Consider the following 18,643-nt stretch of genomic DNA (forward strand, 5'->3'; position numbering starts at 1 on the left):
TTGACCCCGGCCGCCCCGCGCGTCAGGGTGGATCACGGCGCGGATCACCGCCCCGCGCCGGAAGGGTGGCAGTCGTGATCGGGATCACCGACATCGAGACCGCGGCCGGGCGGATCGCCGGGCACGTGGTGCGGACGCCGACCGTGCCGAGCCCCGGGCTGTCGGCGCTGCTGGGCGCCCCGGTCACGGCGAAGCTGGAGCTGCTGCAGCGCACCGGTTCGTTCAAGGTGCGGGGCGCGGCGGCCAAGCTGCTGTCGCTGAGCGAGGCCGAGCGGGCCGCCGGGGTCGTGGCGGTGAGCGGCGGCAACCACGGGATCGCGCTGGCGGTCATGGCCGCCGCCCTGGACGTGAAGGCCACGGTGGTGATGCCGCGTTCGGCGCCCGTCCGGGCCGTGGAGATCGCGGAGTCCGCGGGCGCCTCGGTGCACGTGACCGACGACATGGACGGCGCCTTCGCCCTCATGACGCGGCTCCAGCAGGAAGGGCTGACCCTGGTGCATCCCTTCGACGACCCGGTGGTGATCGCCGGCCAGGGGACCGTGGGGCTGGAGTTCGCCGCGGACGCCGGGGAACTCACGGACGTACTGGTGAGCATCGGGGGCGGCGGACTGATCGCCGGTGTCGCGGCGGCGCTGTCGGCGCTGCGGCCCGGGGTGCGCGTCTGGGGTGTGGAGACCGAGGGTGCGCAGGCGATGTCCGAGGCGCTGGCGGCCGGCGGCCCGGTGCCGGTGGGGCTGACCTCGATCGTCTCCACGCTCAGCGCCCCCGCGGTGTCCCGGCTCACGTACCGGCACGTCTCGGAGCTGGTCACCGAGGTGCTGGTGGTGCCGGACCGGGAAGCGGTGCGGGGTTCCCTCGAGCTCGCGGACCACGCCAAGGTGTGGGCGGAGCCGGCCGCCGGCTGTCTGCTGCCCGCCGCGCGGCGGGTGCTGGACCGGGTCGGCGAGGGGGCCCGGCTCGGTCTGGTGGTCTGCGGCGGCAACGCCACCACCGGCGACATGATCGCCTGGACGGAGCACTTCGGACTTCGCTGATCCCTCCGTTGAACGGACCCCGCCCGCTCCCCCGTACCACTGGGGACAGCGGGATCCAGCGGTTCGACGAGGGATGGCCATGGGCAGGGCGCACGTCTCCACAGACCAGCCGGTGGGCGGCCGGTACCGGCTGGTCGAGATCACCCGTCGTGAGACCAATCTCGTCAGCTGGTACGCCGACGACCTGCAGACGGGCCGCCCCTGCCTGGTCACCCGTACCGAACTGCCGCCGGACGCCGGTGAGGCCGCCCGCCGCGCCCCCTCACGCGTCCAGCGGGCCACGGAGACCGTGGCCCGGCTGTGTCCGGGCCGGATCGCCACCGTGATCGACACGATCGGCGAGGACGACGTCCTGTGGACCGTCACCGCCTGGATCGACGGCACGCCCCTGGACGCGGTCCTCGCCGAGCAGGGCACCTTCAACCACGTGCGGGCCGCGCGCATCGCGCTGGAGCTGCTCGACGTGCTGGACGCCGCGCACGCCGAGGCCGTCACGCACGGCGAACTCAGTCCGGGCCAGGTGTTCCTGCGCGAGGACGGTCCCATCGTCGTCACCGGGTACGGCCTGGCCGGGAGCACGTCGGCGCCGCGGCTCACCGCCCCGTCGTACGCCTCCCCGGAGCAGGCCCGCGATCAGCGGATCGGTCCCGCCGCGGACCTGTGGGCGCTCGGCGCGATCCTCTACACGATGCTCGAGGGGCGCCCGCCGTTCCGGGACCGCGGCGGGCCCGGGGCCACGCTGAGGGGGGTGGACCGGCTGCCGCTGCGCAGCCCGGTGCGGTCGGGGCCGCTCACCCGGGTCGTCCAGGGGCTGCTGCGCAAGGACGCGCGGGAGCGGCTGACCCGCCAGGTGGTCCGGGAGGCCCTCACCCGGGTCCTGCGCGAGGACCCGGTCGCCGTCCATGCGCCCGTGCCCCGCCCCCGGCTGCGCGGCGGGTACACCGCGGGTCTGCGCCGTGCGGGCCGGGGCCGGAGCGGGAGGACCCTGCTCCTCGGCACCTCGCTGGCCGTCGTCACGGTGGCGGTCGCGGTGCTCGCCGCGACGCGGGGACTGCCCGGCTCGGGCTCCGGCTCCGCCGCCGGCGCCCCGCCCGTGTCGGCGTCCCCTCCGGCGGGTTCCGTGCCTCCGGCATCCGCGCCGGCGGTCTCCGGGGCGCCGGGCGGCGGGCGTGCCCCGGGCGGCCGGGACGCGTCCCCGCCCTCCACCGCTCCGCCGGCGCCCGCCCCGTCCCCGTCGGGCACCGGTGGCCTCCCGCCCGGCTACCGGACCTACCGGGCCCCGGAGGGCTTCTCCGTGGCGCTGCCCGACGGCTGGGAGCGGCTGGACACCTCACGCGCCTCCGGCCCGGCCTACCGCGTGACCTTCGGCGCCGAGGGGGATCCGCGCACCCTCGCGGTCACCTACAGCGAGCGCGTGGGGACGGACGCCGTCGCCGTGTGGCGGGACGACGTGGAGCCGCCGCTGGAGCGGTCCGGCGGCTACGAGCGCATCGGCGCGATCGTGGCGAGGACCTACCAGGGACGCGAGGCCGCCGACATGGAGTGGTACACCGAGAGCGACGGCACCCGGCTGCGCACCTTCGGCCGCGGCTTCCTCCTGGGCGGCGGACGCGGCTTCTCACTGCGCTGGACGACCCCCGCCGCCGGCTGGGAGGAACCCGCGAGCCGTGAGGCGTTACGGACCTTCCTGCGGACGTTCCGTCCGGGCACGGGCTGAGCCGCGCGGGGCACGCAGCCTGCCCAGCGGCCACTCGTTCAGCGGGCGGGTGAGCCAGCGGGCCCGGAAGGTACGGTCGGCCAGGGAGCACACGACCCTCAGACGGTGCGGCGTCTCCAGGAACACCACGTCCACGGTGAGGGTGCCGCCGGCCGGGCCGCCGCTCACGGCGACCGGGACGGGCTGCTCGGTGACGGTCCACCCCTGTCCGTCGAACCGCGCCTCGAACGGCTCGCCGTCCTCCGTGAGGCGCAGGACCCAGCCGCCGGCATCCGCCCTGACCTCGGCCGCGGTCAGTTTCGGCTGGTCGGCGCAGACCCCGCCCTCCGGGGTGAACTCGGCGCCCGCCCAGTCACCGGCTCCGTGCGTGGGCAGGGGGCCGCCGCCGGCCGGGGGCAGGGCGAGCCCGTCGAGGCGCTCGCGCAGGGCGGTGTCCGCGTCCCCCCGGCCGGGCAGCGGCGCGGCGTGGAAGGCCGGCAGGAGGTGCCGCCAGACAAGGTCGAGGTACTCCTGCATCTGCTCGGTGGCCGTCGTCGCGGCGATCACCGCGTCGTGCTCGGGCAGGACGAGGCAGAACTGCCCGTACGCCCCGTCGCCACGGTACCCGTGCCGGGAGATCCAGAACTGGTGTCCGTAGCCGCGGTCCCAGTCCCGCCGGTCCCCCTCCCCCATGGCGCCGGCGGTCGGTAGGTGCGGGCGGGAGGCGCGGGCGACCCAGCCCTCGGGCAGCAGCCGCTCGCCCTGCCGGACCCCGTCGTCCAGATAGAGCTGGCCGAGGCGCGCGACGGCGTCGGTCGTGGCGTGCAGTCCGCTGAAGCCGATCTCACGCCCGGTGCGGTCCCGCTGCCACACCGTCGCGCCGATGCCCAGCGGGTCGAACAGCCGGGGGCGCAGATAGTCGGTGAGCGTCTGCCCGGTGACCCGCTGCACGATCGCGCCGAGCGTGTACGTGCACGGCTGGTTGTACGCGAAGACGGTGCCCGGGTCGCGCTGCGGCGGCTGCAGCAGGAACCCGCGCACCGGCTCGGCGGGGTCGGCGCCGAAGGCCGCGTCGACGGTCTCGCCCTCGTGGCCGCTGGCCATCGACGCCACGTGCCGGACCAGCATCGCCCGGCTGCGCGGGTCGGTGATGTCGGCCTCGAACTCCGGGAAGTACGACAGCACCGGGGCGTCGAAGTCGATCAGTCCCTCGCCCTCGGCGAGAGCGGCGGCGGTCGCGGTGAAGCTCTTGCTGAGCGAGTACAGCAGGTGCGGGCGCCGCTCGGTGTACGGCGCCCACCAGCCGGAGGCGACGAGCCGGCCGTGGCGCAGGATCATCAGGCTGTGCGGCTCGATGCCGGGGGCCGCCTCGAGGGCGTCGAGGAAGGCGTGGACGCCGGACGCGTCGACTCCCTGGGCGGCGGGGGTGGAGGCGGGCAGGGCGTGGGCAGTCATGGGGCCATCCTGCCCGGGTGGCATGCGGGTGATCCGTCGTTTTCCCCTGCCGTGCCCGGGGACCCGGGCGGCATGGTGCGAATCGGATACACGATGATGACCGAGCAGGCCGGGCCCCGTGAGCTGGTCGCGCACGTGGTGCGGGCGGAGGAGGCGGGCTTCGACTTCTCGGTCACCTCGGACCACTACTTCCCGTGGCTGGCGTCGCAGGGTCACTCGCCGTACGCCTGGAGCGTGCTGGGCGCCGCCGCGCAGGCCACCTCGCGCATTCCGCTGATGACGTACGTGACCTGCCCGACGTTCCGCTACCACCCGGCGGTGGTGGCGCAGAAGGCGGCGACGGTGCAGCTGCTGTCCGAGGGCCGGTTCCGGCTGGGGCTCGGTTCGGGCGAGAACCTCAACGAGCACGTGGTGGGCGGCGGCTGGCCGTCCGTGGACGTGCGGCACGAGATGCTCGAGGAGGCGGTGGAGATCATCCGCGCCCTGTTCGGGGGCGGGCACGTGAACCACCGGGGCACCCACTTCGACGTCGAGTCGGCCCGGCTGTGGGACGTGCCGGACGAGCCGCCGCCGATCGGCATCGCGGTGTCCGGGAAGCGGTCGTGCGCCCTGGCGGGCAGGCTCGCCGACCTGGTGATCGCCACCGAGCCGGAGGCGGAGCTGCTCGACGCCTTCGACCGGCACGGCGGGCAGGGCAAGCCGCGGGTGGGGCAGCTGCCGGTGTGCTACGACCCCGACCGGGACGCGGCCGTGGCACGCGCCCACGACCAGTTCCGCTGGTTCGGCAACGGCTGGAAGGTGAACTCCGAGCTGCCGCACCCGGCCTCCTTCGCCATGGCGACACAGTTCGTCCGCCCGGAGGACGTCGCCGGGTCCGTCCCGTGCGGCAGCGACCCGGCGGACTTCGTCGAGGCCGTCCGCCCCTACGCCGAGGCGGGCTTCACCGAGATCGCCCTCGTGCAGATCGGCGGCGAGTCGCAGCCGCAGTACCTGGACTGGTCGGAGAAGACGCTGCTGCCGGCGCTGCGGGACGCGTTCGGCTGACATCGGCAGCGGCCCGGGGCACGATGTTTCACCCGTCGGGCCGAGCATCTTACGCGGATGCGGGGTACTAGAGGGCTTTACGTCGGTGACTTCCCGGAGGCCTTCTCGTGAACTCGTTCGTGCACAAGACCCTGGTGGTGGAGCTCCAGGCGGGCGTCACGGACCGCTTCCCCGTGCTCGCCCACCTGAGCTACGACCCGTCCGACCCGTTCGCCGTCACCGTCGTCTTCAGCCACGACGGCCGGGTGCTCGCCCGCTGGCAGCTGGACCGCGAGATGGTCACCGACGGTCTCACGCGCCCCGTGGGGATCGGGGACGTGCGGCTGCGCCCGGAGTCGCGAGGGGTGGGCAGGGAGCTGCGGATGGAGTTCCTCGGTGAGGCGCACGCCGACGGCGGCCGGCACCACGCGGTGGTGTTCGCGTGGGCCGAGGCGGTCGGCGAGTTCCTGCACGAGACCCGCCGGGTGGTCGCGCCGGGGACCGAGGAGGTCCACGTGGACGACTTCCTCGCGGACGTTCTCGCGGGGAGCTGAGCCGCGGGGCGCGCGGGGCCGGGGGCCTCGCGCGCCCTCGCCGTCACCGCGTCGTGTGGCGGTACCGGGTCCACATCGGCAGGCCGAACCAGCACAGCAGGTACCAGCCCACCACGCCGGCCACCAGGTAGGGAACGAAGTCGTCATGGGTGGCCACGCGCAGGATGAGCAGCAGCGAGGCACTGGTGGTGGCGAGCAGGAGCAGCAGGCCGAGCAGGGTGAGCCGGGAGGCCCACCGCACGGCCTGCGGTTTGATGCGGCGTCCGGAGACGAGCCGGTGCAGGGAGACCGGGCCTATGAGCGCGCCGGTGGCGCAGGCGCCGAGGACGACGGTGGTGATGTAGATCGTCCGGTCGGTGTCGGACAGGTCCGCGTACTTCGGTGTGAACACGACGGTCAGCAGGAAACCGAAGAGGATCTGCACACCCATCTGGGCGACCCGGACCTCCTGGATGAGCTCCGTCCACATCCGGTCCGCTCTCTCGTCCTCGGTCTCGTTGCGACCCCGGCGCCTGACCTCGCCCCGCTCCGTGTCCGACACGGTGCCTCCTTGTACGTGCGTATCGGTGAATTCACCTCCCCGCCTTCCCCGAAAGCCGCCGTCCTCCCAGGCCGGGTCCGGTTTGGGGGCGTGGGGCACGGTTACACGGACGACGGCGATGACACCGAGGCCAGGAGGTCGGGGACGCATGTCGGACACCCAGCTCACCGTGACGCTCAGCGGCGGGAACGTCGAGGACGCCCGAGCGGTCGTCCGGGCCCTGGAGGGCGCCTTCGGGGCGCCGGACCAGCGTCCCTCCGAGGAGCACGCGACGGTCCGCGTGGCGACGTTCACCGGGGAGGGGACCGGGGACGCCGGGGAGGCGGACGCCGGGTCGCTGTCGTCGCCGGTGACCGTCACCGTGCAGGGCACCCCGGAGGCGGTACGGCGGGCGAGCGACACCCTCACGCGGTCCTTCGCGGCGCGCGACGAGGGCGCCGTCTCCGGCGACCAGGAGCAGGAGAGGCAACTGCTCCTCCAGCCGTGATCCGCACCGCTACCAGCGGGATTCGACCTGGTCCTTGATCCGCCGGTCGTACAGGTCCCGGATCGCCGTGAGCGTCGCGTCGGACAGCTCCGGCAGCCGGGCGGCGGCCGCGTTGGCACGCGCCTGCTCCGGCGAGCGGGCGCCGGGGATGACGGTGGTGACGCCGGGCTGCTGGATGATCCAGCGCAGGGCCAGCTGGGCCGGGGTGTATCCCTCGGGGGCGAGCGCGGCGAACTCGGCGGCGGCCTCGACGCCGGTCGCGTAGTCGACGCCGGAGAAGGTCTCGCCCTGGTCGAAGGCCTCGCCCTGCCGGTTGTAGGTACGGTGGTCGTTCTCGGCGAAGACGGTGTCCCGGGTGTACTTGCCCGTCAGCAGTCCGGAGGCGAGCGGGACGCGGGCGATGATGCCGACGCCCGCCTCGCGGGCGGCCGGGAGCACCTCGCGCAGCGGCTTCATGCGGAACGGGTTGAGGATGATCTGCACACTCGCCACGTTCGGCCGGGCGATGGCGGTCAGCGCCTCCGCGCAGGTCTCGACGCTGACGCCGTAGGCGGCGATGCGCTCCTCCTCCACCAGGGTGTCGAGGGCGTCGAAGACCTCGTCGGTGGAGTAGACGGGGGTCGGCGGGCAGTGCAGCTGCACCAGGTCGACGCGGTCGACGCCGAGGTTGCGCCGCGAGCGGTCGTTCCAGGCGCGGAAGTTGTCCAGGACGTAGTTCCCGGGGATCTGGTCGACCCGGCGGCCCATCTTGGTGGCGACCAGCACGTGCAGGTCGGGCCGCCCGCTGAGGAACGAGGCGATGGTCTGCTCGCTGCGTCCGTCGCCGTAGACGTCGGCGGTGTCGAAGAAGGTGACCCCCGACTCGGCGGCCGTCTCGAGCACCGCGAGGGCTTCCTTGTCGTCGACGTCGCCCCAGTCCGCCCCGAGTTGCCATGTGCCGAGACCGACCACGGAGGCGTGCTGTCCCGACCTGTCGAATGTGCGCTCGTCCATGCAGGTCAGTCTGTCATCCGGAGCCGCCCGGCCGGCGGGCGGCTCCGCCGTCGCGGTGCCCGTTCAGACGCTCTGGGCGGTCCGGCACTCGGGGTGGCCCCAGCCCTGGTCGTTCTTGGCGATGGGCTCGCCGGCCGCGTAGGACCGTCCGCACGGGCAGCGGCCCGGGAACTTCGCCTTGATGGTGCGGGACGACGTGCCGCCGCCGCGCTGCCGGGGCGCCCTGGCCCCGCCGGAGCCCCGCTTCGCGGCGCCGCCCGCCGGGCGGTCCGGGGCGGCCGGCGGCTCGGGCGAGCCCAGCGCGCTGCCGGCGTCCTGCTGGGCGGTGGCCGCCTGGCTGGCCGCGCGGTCGGCGAAGTCGTTGAGCCGGTCGCCGTCGACCTGGTGGGCCGGGACGTAGCGGAACTCCACCGAGCGGTTCTGCAGGAGGCCGTCGATGCGGACGACGAGTTCCTGGTTGGCGACCGGTTTGCCGGCCGCCGTGCGCCAGCCGTTGCGCTTCCAGCCGGGCAGCCAGGTGGTGACGGCCTTCATGGCGTACTGCGAGTCCATCCGCACCTCGAGCGGCACGGCGGGGTCGGTCGCCGCCAGCAGCCGCTCCAGGGCGGTGAGTTCGGCGATGTTGTTGGTGGCCGTGCCGAGCGCGCCCGCCTCCCAGCGGACCGGCCTCCCGGACGCGTCGGCGACCACCCAGGCCCAGCCGGCGGGCCCGGGATTTCCCTTCGAAGCCCCGTCGCACGCGGCCACAACACGTTCACGCATGCGCCCGATCATGTCATGCGCGGGCGGGGAGCCCCGCCCCGCTCAGTCGGCGTCGCTCGTCTTCGGCGTCCCGCCCGTGGTCGCCGTGACGTCATCACGGAACGTTCGCGCTCTCGGGGTCGCCGATCGCGGCGAACCGCCCCGACGGCGTGTCCACCGGGCCGAAGCGCAGCACACCGCCGCGCCGGGCCGCCCGGGCCACCGCCTCGTCGCGGTTCCGCGACGGTGAAGCGGACGTCGATGTACGGCGGCACCCCGGGCGGGAAGCCGTCCGTCGTCCGCGTCCGGCCGAGCACGCTGCGCTTCCCCGGGTCGTGGATCCGGACGTCCGGCCCGTCCTGGAACCGCTCGGAGCGGCAGGAGGACCCCGCCGGGGTCGCAGGCGAGGCGCAGGAGGCCGAAGTCGCCGACCCGCATCTGCTTCGTCAGCGGTTCGCCGGCGTCGTCGGATCCGGGCGGCGGTCGCGGCGGCGTCGTCGGATCTGGGCGGCGGTCGCGGCGGCGGCGTCGGCCTGGCCGCCGGCACGCGGCACGTCTTCCCCGGCGGTCCCGGCTGTGCTTGCCTGGGGAGCCGTTTCGCCGGCCGGGGGAACCGCCGTATGCGCAGGACGTGGATCGTGTCCGTGGTGCTCGCCGCCACGCTGCTCGGGGCGTGCACCGACCCGTCGTCCGGGCCCGAGGCCGGGCCGCCGGCCCCCGCGTCGGCCCGGCCGTCGTCCACCACCCACCAGCGGCCCGCCGCGACCGCCCCGGCCGTGGACCCGCCCACGGTGCTGTACCTCGGGGACTCCCTGGCGATGGAGAACCAGGAGGTGCTCGGGACGGAACTGCGCGGACGGCTGCACGCCCGCTACACGAGCGCGCCCCACTCGGGCACCACGCTCTGCGACTACCTGGAGGGCTCCGCCGGGCGGTCCCTCGTGCCGGCGTCGGACAAGGCGGCGGCGCTGGTGCGGAAACTGCGCCCCGACTACGTGGTGCTGCAGTTCTGGGGCAATGCCTGGGACTACACACCGTGCATGGACGGGCTCACCCACGACGCCTCGAAGGAGCGGTACCTCGAGCGGTACGCGGCCGACGCGCGACGCCTGACCGAGCAGATCCGCTCGGCGGGCGGGGGCGCAGGGCCGCGGATCGTCTGGGTGCTGCAGGGCCCCGACCCGATCAGCCCCGACCGGGTGCGCCGGGTGAACGCGCTCTACGAGCGGCGGGCCGCCGGCTCCGGCGACCTCGTGGCCGACGCGGGGCGGACGGTGAGCCCGGCGGGCGCGCGGTACACCTGGGCGCAGTACCTGCCGTGCGACGCCTACGAGCGTGCCCACCCGGACTACTGCACGCAGCCCGGCGGCGACCGGACGGCCCTGCACCGCGACGACGACTACCTGCACTTCTGCCTGGCCCCCACGACGTCCACTCCGAAGCCGTGCCCGGTCCGGTCGCCGGGGATCCTGCGGTTCGCGAGGGAGATCACCCGGGTGATCTCCCGGGAGCACGCGCGCACGGACTGACCACGGGGTGCGAGAACCGACGGCGGCCGGCTCATCGGGACGGGCCCCGGCGCGGGAGCGCGCGTCGTCGGTCCCGCGCGGTCGCCGGCCTCACTCGCCCGCGTACGCCTCCTCCAGGGCGGCGAGGTCGATCTTGCCCATCGACATCATGGCCTTCATGGCGCGGTCGGCCTTCCGCCGGTCCGGGTCGCTGATCATCTCGGTCAGCCGCACCGCGTTGACCTGCCACGAGACGCCGAACCGGTCCTTGAGCCAGCCGCACGGGCCGTGCTCGCCGCCGCCCTCGACGAGCTTCTCCCAGTAGTGGTCGATCTCCGCCTGGCCGGCGCAGTCGAGCTGGAAGGAGATCGCCTCGTTGAACGTGAACTCGGGTCCGCCGTTCAGCGCGACGAACTTCTGGCCGTTGGCCGTGAACTCGACGGTGAGCACGGAGCCCTCGGCGCCGGGCGCGGCACCGGTGTTCCGGACGACGTCGCCGAGGCCGGCGTTCTCGAAGACCGACACGTAGAAGTTCGCCGCCTCCTCGGCCTGGCCGTCGAACCAGAGACACGTGGTGAATCCGTCGGTGGTCATGAGTACCTCCCGGGTGGGGGAACGCTGTCACGGGTGTCGACTCCCCGGCGCCGCGGAACTCATCGCCGCGTGCGCCGTCGCGGGCGGGCGCTCTGCCCGTGGCGAATCTGCCGCGGGCAGAGTTCTCCCCGCTCACCACGCCGGCCGGTCGACAGTGGGTGACACGCGGTCACCCGGCCGCGTGCCGACGAGCGACCACCAGGAGCGCCGATGTCCCCACTCACCGCCGGCCCGTGGCCGGCCACGCTGCCCCGGGCCGAGGACGGCGACACCCCGCCCACCGCGTTCGACGACCAGCTCGCTGCCCAGTTGCTGGCGCAGCGGATCGTGCTGCTGGGCACGCAGGTCGACGAGGTCTCCGCGAACCGGGTCTGCGCGCAGTTGCTCATCCTTTCCGCGGAGGACCCGCGCACCGACATCAGCCTGTACGTCAACAGCCCCGGCGGCTCGGTGCACGCGGGTCTGGCCATCTACGACACGATGCGGCTGATCCCCAACGACGTCTCCACCCTGGCGATGGGCTTCGCGGCCAGCATGGGGCAGTTCCTGCTCTGCGTCGGCACGCCGGGCAAGCGCTACGCGCTGCCCAACGCGCGCATCATGATGCACCAGCCGTCGGGCGGCATCGGGGGCACCACCGCCGACATCGAGATCCAGGCGCAGAACCTGGAGTTCACCAAGCGGACCATCGAGCGGATCACCGCCGAGCACACCGGACAGACCCCGGAGACCATCTCCCGGGACGGCGACCGGGACCGCTGGTTCACGGCCGAGCAGGCCCGGGAGTACGGGATGGTCGACCGGGTGGTGGAGTCGCTGGACGACATCCGCCCGGCCGCGACACGGCGCAGGATGGGGCTGCAGTGATGGGGACGTACACGATTCCGAACGTCGTCGAGCGCACGCCGCGGGGCGAGCGGTCCTACGACGTGTTCAGCCGGCTGCTGTCCGAGCGGATCATCTTCCTCGGGACCGAGATCGACGACGGTGTCGCCAACGTCGTCATCGCCCAGCTCCTGCACCTGGAGTCGGCGGCCCCGGAGAGCGAGATCGCGGTCTACATCAACTCCCCCGGCGGCTCGTTCACCTCGCTCATGGCGATCTACGACACGATGACGTTCATCCGGGCGCCGGTGTCGACCTTCTGCGTCGGGCAGGCGGCCTCGACGGCGGCCGTGCTGCTGGCCGGCGGGGACCCGGGGCGGCGGTTCGTCCTGGAGCACGCGCGCGTGCTGCTCGGGCAGCCGGCCGCGGGCGGGGCGCGCGGCACGGCGTCCGACCTGTCGCTGCGGGCCAAGGAGATGGTGCGGATCCGCGCCCAGGTCGAGGAGGTGCTGGCCCGGCACACGCACCACGACGTGGCGGCGCTGCGGGCGGACATGGACCGCGACAAGGTGTTCACCGCGCGGGAGGCCGTGGCGTACGGCCTGGCCGACGAGGTGCTGACCCGGCGCCTGACCGCGGTGTGAGGCGCCGGGCGGTGCGACGGGCCCGGGTCAGGCGGCCAGGCACAGTCCGTTGTGCGCGGAGCCGGACACGCCCCGGGGTGCGGAGGCCCGCCGGGCGGTGACGCGGACGAGCTCTCCGTGGGCCCGGGAGAGCAGGTCGCCGAGGCCGAGGCCGAGCGCCTGTGCGGCGGCCGCGAGGACCTCCGATGAGGCCTCCTTGCGGCCCCGCTCGACTTCCGACAGGTAGGGCATGGAGATGCGGGCCTCGTCGGCGACGTCCTTCAGCGTCCGCTCCTGGGCGAGCCGTTCCCTGCGCAGCACGTCGCCGACGAGGTCGCGCCACAGGGGCTCTCTGGGGGCGGGGGCCGGCGCGGCCGGGGCCGGTCGCAGGGGGATGACGCGGGCGTCGTTCACCAGTGGATTGGTCATTTCCCCAGCCTAGGAATTCGGGGCCGGAGGGGAAGGGAGCGGCGTTCCGCCCTGAGTGAAGGCGGCCCGGGCCCCGCCTCGGGCTGCCCGGCGGGGTACGTGGGCGTACTCTGGGACGCAGGCGAGCCGGCCCGTGCGCACCAGTTTTCGAGTTGCTCGAAAACTGGTGGGCATGGGTCTCTGTGAGCTGGGTACTCGCGAGGCTCAGGCACATGGCAGCAGCCGTGACGTTCGTGGGGAGAGGCAATGAGGACCGCCGTGATCCGGTCGCAGGCACAGGTAGTCGACGGGCAGACCGAGGCCGGGACCGGAAACGGGCACCGGCGGGACGCGGTGGACGGGCGCACCGTCGCACCGCGCGACGCCAGGGAGCTGTCCCGCCAGTTCTTCCGTCGCATGGCGGAGCTCGAGGAGGGCACGCACGAGTACCAGTACGCGCGCAACACCCTCATCGAGATGAACATGTCCCTCGTACGGTTCGCGGCCGGCCGGTTCCGTGGCCGGGGCGACGACATGGACGACATCGTGCAGACCGGCATGATCGGCCTGATCAAGGCGATCGACCGGTTCGAACTGGCACGTGAGGTCGAGTTCACCTCCTTCGCGCTGCCGTACATCGTCGGTGAGATCAAGCGCTTCTTCCGTGACACCACGTGGGCCGTGCACGTGCCGCGCCGGCTCCAGGAGCTGCGTGTCGAGCTGGCCAAGGCCCGCGAGGAACTCGCCAGCCGGCTGGACCGCGACCCCACGGTCGCCGAGCTGGCCACGCTGATGAACATCACCGAGCGGCAGGTCGTCGAGGGACAGATCGCCGCGAACGGCTACAACTCCTCGTCGCTGGACGCCGCGCTCACCGGTGACGGCCCGGAGAACGGCGAATCGGTCCTCGCCGACTTCATCGGGGTCGAGGAGGAAGGGCTGCGGCTCGTCGAGGACTTCCACGCGCTCGCCCCGCTCATGGCGGAGCTCAGCGAGCGCGACCGGGAGATCATCCACCTGCGCTTCGTCGAGGAGGCCACCCAGGCGGAGATCGGTGAGCGTCTCGGCTGCTCGCAGATGCACGTGTCCCGTCTGATCAAGCGGATCATCGCCCGTCTGCGCGAGGGCATGCTGGGCGAGCTCGGCTGCGCCTGACCGGGTGGGGGACGCCGGTGCCGGTCAGCCGTCGAGGGCGATCACGGCACGCACGCACTTGCCGACCGGCACCCGTTCCACACCGACGTCACGGGCCAGCGCCCGGACGATCTCCAGACCGTGCCGGCCCACGCGCCCGGGGTCCCGGGGGAACACACGGGGCAGGGTGGCGCTGCTGTCGTAGACGGCCACGGTGACCGAGGTCTCCGTGCCCTCCAGCTCCAGGATGTACGGACCGTCGCTGTGCCGGTCCGCGTTCGTGACCAGTTCACTCACCACCAGGAGCACCGCGCCGTCCGTCCGCGCGTCGACGGCCGCGCACCACTCGGTCCTCAGCTGCCGCAGGAACTCCGCGGCGAAGGCCCGCGCGTCGGCGATGCATCCCGGCTCGCCGGTGAAGTGCGCCGCCCGCCGCAGCGGTTCCACGGGCACGTCGAAGCCAGTCGGTATCACTGCCCCGTCCAGGTGGTAGGTCATGCGTGTTCTCTCTGCGAGGCCGGGTCGGCCGGACGATCTCCACCAGTCCTGGTACCCCGAGTCCGCCCGCACAGTCCACTCCGATCCGTGTCCGCCCCGGCGCGTGGGGAACCCGCAGCCCGGGGGCCGGCTGGGAGGACGTGCCATGAACGGACTGACGGGGGTGCGGAGCCTGACGACGCTGCCCGTGGTGACGCTGGGCGGCGACGCCCTCGCCCATGTCAGGGACACGGTTTTCGACACCTCGGCCGGGCGTATAGCGAGCTTCACGCTCACCGGCCGGACCCTGCTGTCGGGGCCCCTGCCGAGAGACCTGCCCTGGCCCGCGGTGCACTGTCTGGGCCCCCACGCCGTCATGGTCCGCGACGCGGGCGCGCTGTGCGACCTGCCCCCGTCGAGGGCGCACCGTGACGCCGTACGCGGGCGGCTGCTCGGGGCGCAGGTGCTCACCGACGACGGCGAGGCGGTGGGCACGGTGCTGGACGTACTGGTGGAGAGCGGCACCAGTGGCCGGCTCGCCGCCTTCCGCCTCGCCGCGAACCGTGAGCTGGTGCACGGCTCCCGGCACCGCCGGCACCGGGTGTACGTGCCCCGGGGCGAGGCCCTGAGGGTCACCGGCCGGGCCCTGGTGATCCCCTCCCACGCGCGGACGTACGTCACCGACGACCTGCCGGCCTTCGTGGCCCGCGTCGGCGAGCGACACGCCCGCGGGAGGGAGGTGGCGTCATGATGCTGTTCTCACGGGTCCGGGGGCTGCCCGTCATGACGCCGGGTGACGCGAACCGTCTGGGCGAGGTGCGGGGGCTCACCGTCGACTCGGCGCCCTGGCGGGTCACATCCGTCCGGATGGCGCGCGGACGACTGCGCAGGGGGGCCGTGGTGCCGTGGAGCGCCCTGCGCGCGGCCGGTCCCGACATGCTGATCGTGCGCCCGGCCGGCGGCCCGGAGGAGGTAGCGGCCCATCACGAGCTGATCGGCAGCAGGGTGCTCACGGAGTGCGGCGAGGAGCGCGGCACGGTGCTCGACGCGGCGTTCGATCCGGTCACCGCCCGCATCGAGGCGGTACTGACGACGCGCGGCGAGCTGCCGCCCGGGCGTCTGCTGGGTCTCGGCGACCACGCCCTGGTGATCCGCACCGGACGCGCGCACCACCAGGCGTAGGACGACGCGTACGGACCTCCCGGCAGGCGCCGCCGACCCGGGCTGCTTAGCGTGCAGAGGTGAGCGCACCCACCTCCCCCGGTCCCGCGGCCGCCCGTCACGGCTGGGCGCAGGCCCTCGTCGCGGTCCTCTGCGGTCTGGCCGCCATGGGAGTGGTGGCGACCCTCGGACTGTGGGCGGCGGGGGCGGCGGACCTTCCGGGCGGTGCCTTCCCGCGGGTGGTCGCGGCGACCGTGGTGACGGCCGTCGGTGGCACGGTGGACCTCTCCGGGGACGCCGGCGGGCTGGCCGGCACGGAGGGCGGCCTGGCGGTCATCCCGCTGTCCGTCACGCTCACCGGGGCGCTCGTCGTCGGCTGGTGCTTTCTGCGTCCGCTGCGTCACCGGGCGGTCGCCGGAGCGCCCGAGCTGGCCGGGTGGGCCGCGAGGACCGCCGCGCTCTGGCTGCTCGCGCTCCTCGGACTGGCGCTCGCCGCCCGATACAGCTTCGAGATCTCCCTCGGGGACGGTCCGCTGGGCGACCTGGGTGAGCTGTTCGGGTTCAGGCCGGTGGTCGGCTTCTCCGCCGATGTCCCGCTGACCCTGCTGATCGGCCTGCTGTGGCTGGCCGGGGTGCTGGTGGTCGCGCTGACGGTGTCTCCCGTCGCGCCGCTGCCGGCCGGGCTGCTGCGTCCCCGGGCGTCGGCGCGTCCGGCGGCGCGGGCGATGGTGCGGCTGCTGCTCGCCGCGGTGGCCGTGGCTCTCGTCGTCGCGCTGGTCGCCGCCGCCACCCGGGGCCACCCGGTCGAGACGTTCGCCGTGATTCTGCTCGGGCTGCCCAACGTGGCCTGGCTGGCGCTGACGGTGGGGCTCGGTGCCACGTGGGACGGCAGGGTGGAGGGACCGTTCGGGCTGCCCATGCCGCATGTGCTCGACGAGGTGCTGCGCACGCCGGGCGTCTCCGAACTGAATCTGGGCGCACTCGTCGAGCGCGACGGCGGCGCGTGGTGGTGGCTGCTGGTGGGCGACGCGGTGCTGCTCCTGGCCGTCGCGTTCGTCGCCGCGCTGTCCCCGCCGGAGGTCCGGGTGTGGCGGCACGCCGTGCGCATGGCGGTGGCACTGGCGCTGACGGTGCTGATGATCTGTCTCATGGCCCGCGTCTCCGCGCGGGTCGGGCTGTCCGTGCTCGGCATCGGTGATCTGGGCGAGGGGCTCTCCGGGGAGGTGCTGCTGGAGCCCAGGCTGGGGAGCGCCCTGGGGCTGGCCCTGCTGTGGGGGCTGGTCACCGGTTTCGCGGGGGCGTCGGCGGCGCGCGCGGTGCGCCGGCGGGGCGCGGCGGGCCGCTGACCCGGCCGGGGCCGGGCCCGGTCAGGCGACCGGGACGCCGAGCACGCGGGCGGCGCGCTGCATGCGCAGGGCGTCCACCGACTCGGCCAGCAGTTCGTACTCGGTGGTGTCGTCGCCGGTGGCGACGCGCACCATCCGTCCGGCGGCGAGCGCCTCGGCCACCTCCTCCTGCCGGCCGACGTCGCCGCACCAGGCGCGCAGCACGGTGGGTACGTCGGGCACGCCGTCGGGGACGGGGACGAGCGCGCCCGCTGGTAAGTGCTCGGCGTCGGGCCGCGGGTCGAGCCGCTCGGCGATCCAGGAGGCGCGGTCGCGCAGCCACCACAGGGCGAGGGCGAGTGTGGGCGCCCGGTAGGTGCCCAGGGGTACGCCGATGCGCCGGCCGTCGCAGACCCCGTACGCCGTGACGTGGCACAGGAATTCGTCGTGCACGTTCCCTCCCCCGCTGCGTTGCGTGCCTGCCGGTGCGGGCCGGCTGCCCGCCCCGTGGGCTCGCGTGCTGTGCGTGAGGGCGCCGTCGCGCGGTGTGAAGCGCTCTCGCTGTCGAGTATGTTCACCGCTGAAACACTGTCACCATGTGTTTCCGGCCAGTCTCCTGGCATATTCACGGCGGCTGGTGGCCGAAACGGCGCGGAGGGCCGCGGACCCGGCGTCCACCTGAAGACACGACCGCACGGGGGGCATCGTGACCAGCCGCGCCCATGACCACGACGCCGCGTCGCCGCCCGCCGCCTCGGGGCCTGGAACGCCGACGGTGGCCACGCCCGCGCACCAGGAGGCCGCCGGGCTCTGTCCGCGGACGGGCGGTACACCGACCGCTGTCCGACGCCACCGGCCACGAGGCGGTCACGGCGGTGATCGGCTCGGCGCGGACGCTTCTCGCGGGAGCCGGTGAACAAGGAGGACGGCTCGGCTCCCGTGGCCGGATCGGACGTGGTCACGCTGGATGCCGGGAGCCGGATCCGCGCCGGCTACGGCTTCCCGGACCGGGTGCCCCGGGGGTCGTGACCCCGGTCCGCCGGCGCCGCTAGCCCTTCGCGGCCGCGTCGATGCGCTCGAGCTCGTCCTCGGTGAAGTCCAGGTTGCGCGTGGCGGCCACGCTGTCCTCCAGTTGCCGCGGGCTGCTGGCGCCGACCAGGGCGGAGGTCAGGCGGCCGCCGCGCAGCACCCAGGACAGCGCCATCTGAGCGAGGCTCTGGCCGCGCGAGGCGGCGATCTCGTTGAGCGCGCGCAGCCGGCCCACCAGCTCCCCGGTGAGGGCGTCGGTGTGGAGGAAAGGGCTGTCGCTCGCCGCCCGGGAGTCCTCGGGGATGCCGTCGAGGTAGCGGCCGGTGAGCAGGCCCTGCTCCAGCGGGGAGTAGGCGATGGAGCCGATCCGGAGCTCGTCCAGGGTGTCCATCAGGCCCTCGTCCTCCGGGCGGCGGTCGAGCATCGAGTAGCGCGGCTGGTTGATCAGCAGCGGGGTGCCCAGCTCGCCCAGGATGCGGGCGGCCTCGCGGGTCTGCTCCGCCGAGTAGTTGGAGACCCCGACGTACAGCGCCTTGCCCTGCTGCACGGCGGTGTGCAGGGCACCCATCGTCTCCTCCAGCGGGGTCCGGGGGTCGAAGCGGTGCGAGTAGAAGATGTCCACGTAGTCCAGGCCCGTCCGGCTCAGGCTCTGGTCCAGCGAGGACAGCAGGTACTTGCGCGAGCCCCATTCCCCGTACGGGCCCGGCCACATCAGGTAGCCGGCCTTGGTGGAGATCACCAGCTCGTCGCGGTAGCGCGCGAAGTCCGTCGTCAGCGCCTCGCCGAAGGCCGACTCCGCAGCGCCGGGCGGCGGCCCGTAATTGTTGGCGAGGTCGAAGTGCGTGATGCCCAGGTCGAAGGCGCGGCGCAGGATGGCGCGCTGGGTCTCGGCCGGACGGTCGGGTCCGAAGTTGTGCCACAGGCCGAGCGAGAGCGCGGGGAGCTGCAGGCCGCTGCGTCCGGTGCGCCGGTAGGGCATGTCCGCATAACGGTCGGGGTGTGCGGTGTACAACGCGACTCCAGGGGGTTGGCACA

At 73.9% G+C, this 18,643-nt stretch carries 21 protein-coding genes; 12 read left to right on the forward strand and 9 right to left on the reverse strand.

The features are described from left to right. Positions 1-74 precede the first annotated feature (74 nt). A complete protein-coding gene (locus BU52_RS26680) occupies positions 75-1,034 on the forward strand; it encodes a threonine/serine dehydratase (RefSeq protein WP_037938964.1) in 960 nt (319 codons plus the stop codon). A 79-nt stretch (positions 1,035-1,113) separates the two neighbouring features. Continuing rightward, on the forward strand, positions 1,114-2,751 hold the full coding sequence (locus tag BU52_RS26685) for a protein kinase domain-containing protein (RefSeq protein ID WP_200881301.1): 1,638 nt from the start codon (positions 1,114-1,116) through the stop codon (positions 2,749-2,751). On the opposite strand, the gene BU52_RS26690 is transcribed toward BU52_RS26685, so the two are convergent. Continuing rightward, a complete protein-coding gene (locus BU52_RS26690) occupies positions 2,710-4,185 on the reverse strand; it encodes a serine hydrolase domain-containing protein (RefSeq protein WP_037938967.1) in 1,476 nt (491 codons plus the stop codon). The genes BU52_RS26685 and BU52_RS26690 overlap by 42 nt on opposite strands. Before the next feature lie 72 nt (positions 4,186-4,257). On the opposite strand from BU52_RS26690, the gene BU52_RS26695 reads away from it, so the two are divergent. Both BU52_RS26695 and BU52_RS26700 read left to right on the forward strand, forming a co-directional pair. After that, positions 4,258-5,229 (forward strand): LLM class F420-dependent oxidoreductase, encoded by a 972-nt coding sequence (locus BU52_RS26695; RefSeq protein WP_037938968.1) that lies wholly within the window; start codon positions 4,258-4,260, stop codon positions 5,227-5,229. 107 nt (positions 5,230-5,336) lie between these two features. Next, positions 5,337-5,762 carry an SsgA family sporulation/cell division regulator gene (locus BU52_RS26700; RefSeq protein WP_037938969.1) on the forward strand — a complete coding sequence of 142 codons (426 nt, stop codon included), beginning with the start codon at positions 5,337-5,339 and terminating at the stop codon, positions 5,760-5,762. Between the two features lie 43 nt (positions 5,763-5,805). On the opposite strand, the gene BU52_RS26705 is transcribed toward BU52_RS26700, so the two are convergent. Beyond that, positions 5,806-6,303 carry a DUF6328 family protein gene (locus tag BU52_RS26705; RefSeq protein ID WP_037938971.1) on the reverse strand — a complete coding sequence of 166 codons (498 nt, stop codon included), beginning with the start codon at positions 6,301-6,303 and terminating at the stop codon, positions 5,806-5,808. 148 nt (positions 6,304-6,451) lie between these two features. Between BU52_RS26705 and BU52_RS26710 the strand changes: the two genes are divergently transcribed. Continuing rightward, positions 6,452-6,790: a hypothetical protein gene (locus BU52_RS26710; protein WP_037938972.1), complete on the forward strand. Its 339-nt coding sequence runs from the start codon at positions 6,452-6,454 to the stop codon at positions 6,788-6,790. Positions 6,791-6,799: 9 nt separating this feature from the next. Here BU52_RS26710 and BU52_RS26715 read toward each other — a convergent pair whose 3' ends face one another. After that, on the reverse strand, positions 6,800-7,783 hold the full coding sequence (locus BU52_RS26715; RefSeq protein ID WP_037938974.1) for an aldo/keto reductase: 984 nt from the start codon (positions 7,781-7,783) through the stop codon (positions 6,800-6,802). 63 nt (positions 7,784-7,846) lie between these two features. After that, complete coding sequence (locus BU52_RS26720) at positions 7,847-8,557, reverse strand: ribonuclease H family protein (protein WP_037938975.1); 711 nt, start codon at positions 8,555-8,557, stop codon at positions 7,847-7,849. Between the two features lie 587 nt (positions 8,558-9,144). Between BU52_RS26720 and BU52_RS26730 the strand changes: the two genes are divergently transcribed. Further along, positions 9,145-10,053: an SGNH/GDSL hydrolase family protein gene (locus tag BU52_RS26730; RefSeq protein WP_037938976.1), complete on the forward strand. Its 909-nt coding sequence runs from the start codon at positions 9,145-9,147 to the stop codon at positions 10,051-10,053. 90 nt (positions 10,054-10,143) lie between these two features. Here BU52_RS26730 and BU52_RS26735 read toward each other — a convergent pair whose 3' ends face one another. Further along, entirely contained in the window at positions 10,144-10,626 is a 483-nt protein-coding gene (locus BU52_RS26735; RefSeq protein WP_037938982.1) for a VOC family protein, read from the reverse strand. Between the two features lie 210 nt (positions 10,627-10,836). Between BU52_RS26735 and BU52_RS26740 the strand changes: the two genes are divergently transcribed. Both BU52_RS26740 and BU52_RS26745 read left to right on the forward strand, forming a co-directional pair. Next, the gene (locus BU52_RS26740; RefSeq protein ID WP_037938985.1) at positions 10,837-11,493 is read left to right on the forward strand and encodes an ATP-dependent Clp protease proteolytic subunit; all 657 of its coding nucleotides are present in this window, start codon (positions 10,837-10,839) and stop codon (positions 11,491-11,493) included. Continuing rightward, complete coding sequence (locus tag BU52_RS26745; RefSeq protein WP_037938988.1) at positions 11,493-12,095, forward strand: ClpP family protease; 603 nt, start codon at positions 11,493-11,495, stop codon at positions 12,093-12,095. Before BU52_RS26740 ends, BU52_RS26745 begins: the two co-directional genes overlap by 1 nt. 27 nt (positions 12,096-12,122) lie before the next feature. Here the strand turns inward: BU52_RS26745 and BU52_RS26750 are convergent, their stop codons facing one another. Then, on the reverse strand, positions 12,123-12,503 hold the full coding sequence (locus BU52_RS26750; RefSeq protein ID WP_037938990.1) for a helix-turn-helix domain-containing protein: 381 nt from the start codon (positions 12,501-12,503) through the stop codon (positions 12,123-12,125). 246 nt (positions 12,504-12,749) lie between these two features. Between BU52_RS26750 and BU52_RS26755 the strand changes: the two genes are divergently transcribed. Beyond that, entirely contained in the window at positions 12,750-13,637 is an 888-nt protein-coding gene (locus tag BU52_RS26755) for an RNA polymerase sigma factor SigF (protein WP_037938993.1), read from the forward strand. A 24-nt stretch (positions 13,638-13,661) separates the two neighbouring features. Here BU52_RS26755 and BU52_RS26760 read toward each other — a convergent pair whose 3' ends face one another. Further along, a complete protein-coding gene (locus BU52_RS26760) occupies positions 13,662-14,114 on the reverse strand; it encodes an ATP-binding protein (RefSeq protein WP_037938996.1) in 453 nt (150 codons plus the stop codon). A gap of 145 nt (positions 14,115-14,259) precedes the next feature. Between BU52_RS26760 and BU52_RS26765 the strand changes: the two genes are divergently transcribed. Genes BU52_RS26765 through BU52_RS26775 form a run of 3 tightly spaced genes read left to right on the forward strand, consistent with a single transcriptional unit; the run spans position 14,260 to position 16,600 of the window. Beyond that, positions 14,260-14,844, forward strand: a complete 585-nt coding sequence (locus BU52_RS26765; protein ID WP_037939000.1) for a PRC-barrel domain-containing protein — start codon at positions 14,260-14,262, stop codon at positions 14,842-14,844. Then, on the forward strand, positions 14,841-15,275 hold the full coding sequence (locus tag BU52_RS26770; protein ID WP_037939002.1) for a PRC-barrel domain-containing protein: 435 nt from the start codon (positions 14,841-14,843) through the stop codon (positions 15,273-15,275). Before BU52_RS26765 ends, BU52_RS26770 begins: the two co-directional genes overlap by 4 nt. Before the next feature lie 59 nt (positions 15,276-15,334). Beyond that, entirely contained in the window at positions 15,335-16,600 is a 1,266-nt protein-coding gene (locus tag BU52_RS26775; protein ID WP_037939004.1) for a streptophobe family protein, read from the forward strand. A gap of 21 nt (positions 16,601-16,621) precedes the next feature. Here the strand turns inward: BU52_RS26775 and BU52_RS26780 are convergent, their stop codons facing one another. Continuing rightward, a complete protein-coding gene (locus tag BU52_RS26780; RefSeq protein ID WP_037939007.1) occupies positions 16,622-17,032 on the reverse strand; it encodes a hypothetical protein in 411 nt (136 codons plus the stop codon). Between the two features lie 595 nt (positions 17,033-17,627). Next, entirely contained in the window at positions 17,628-18,620 is a 993-nt protein-coding gene (gene mgrA / locus BU52_RS26790; RefSeq protein WP_037939009.1) for an L-glyceraldehyde 3-phosphate reductase, read from the reverse strand. Between the last annotated feature and the right edge of the window lie 23 nt (positions 18,621-18,643).

It is taken from the genome of Streptomyces toyocaensis (genome assembly GCF_000725125.1).
GTDB lineage: Bacteria > Actinomycetota > Actinomycetes > Streptomycetales > Streptomycetaceae > Streptomyces > Streptomyces toyocaensis.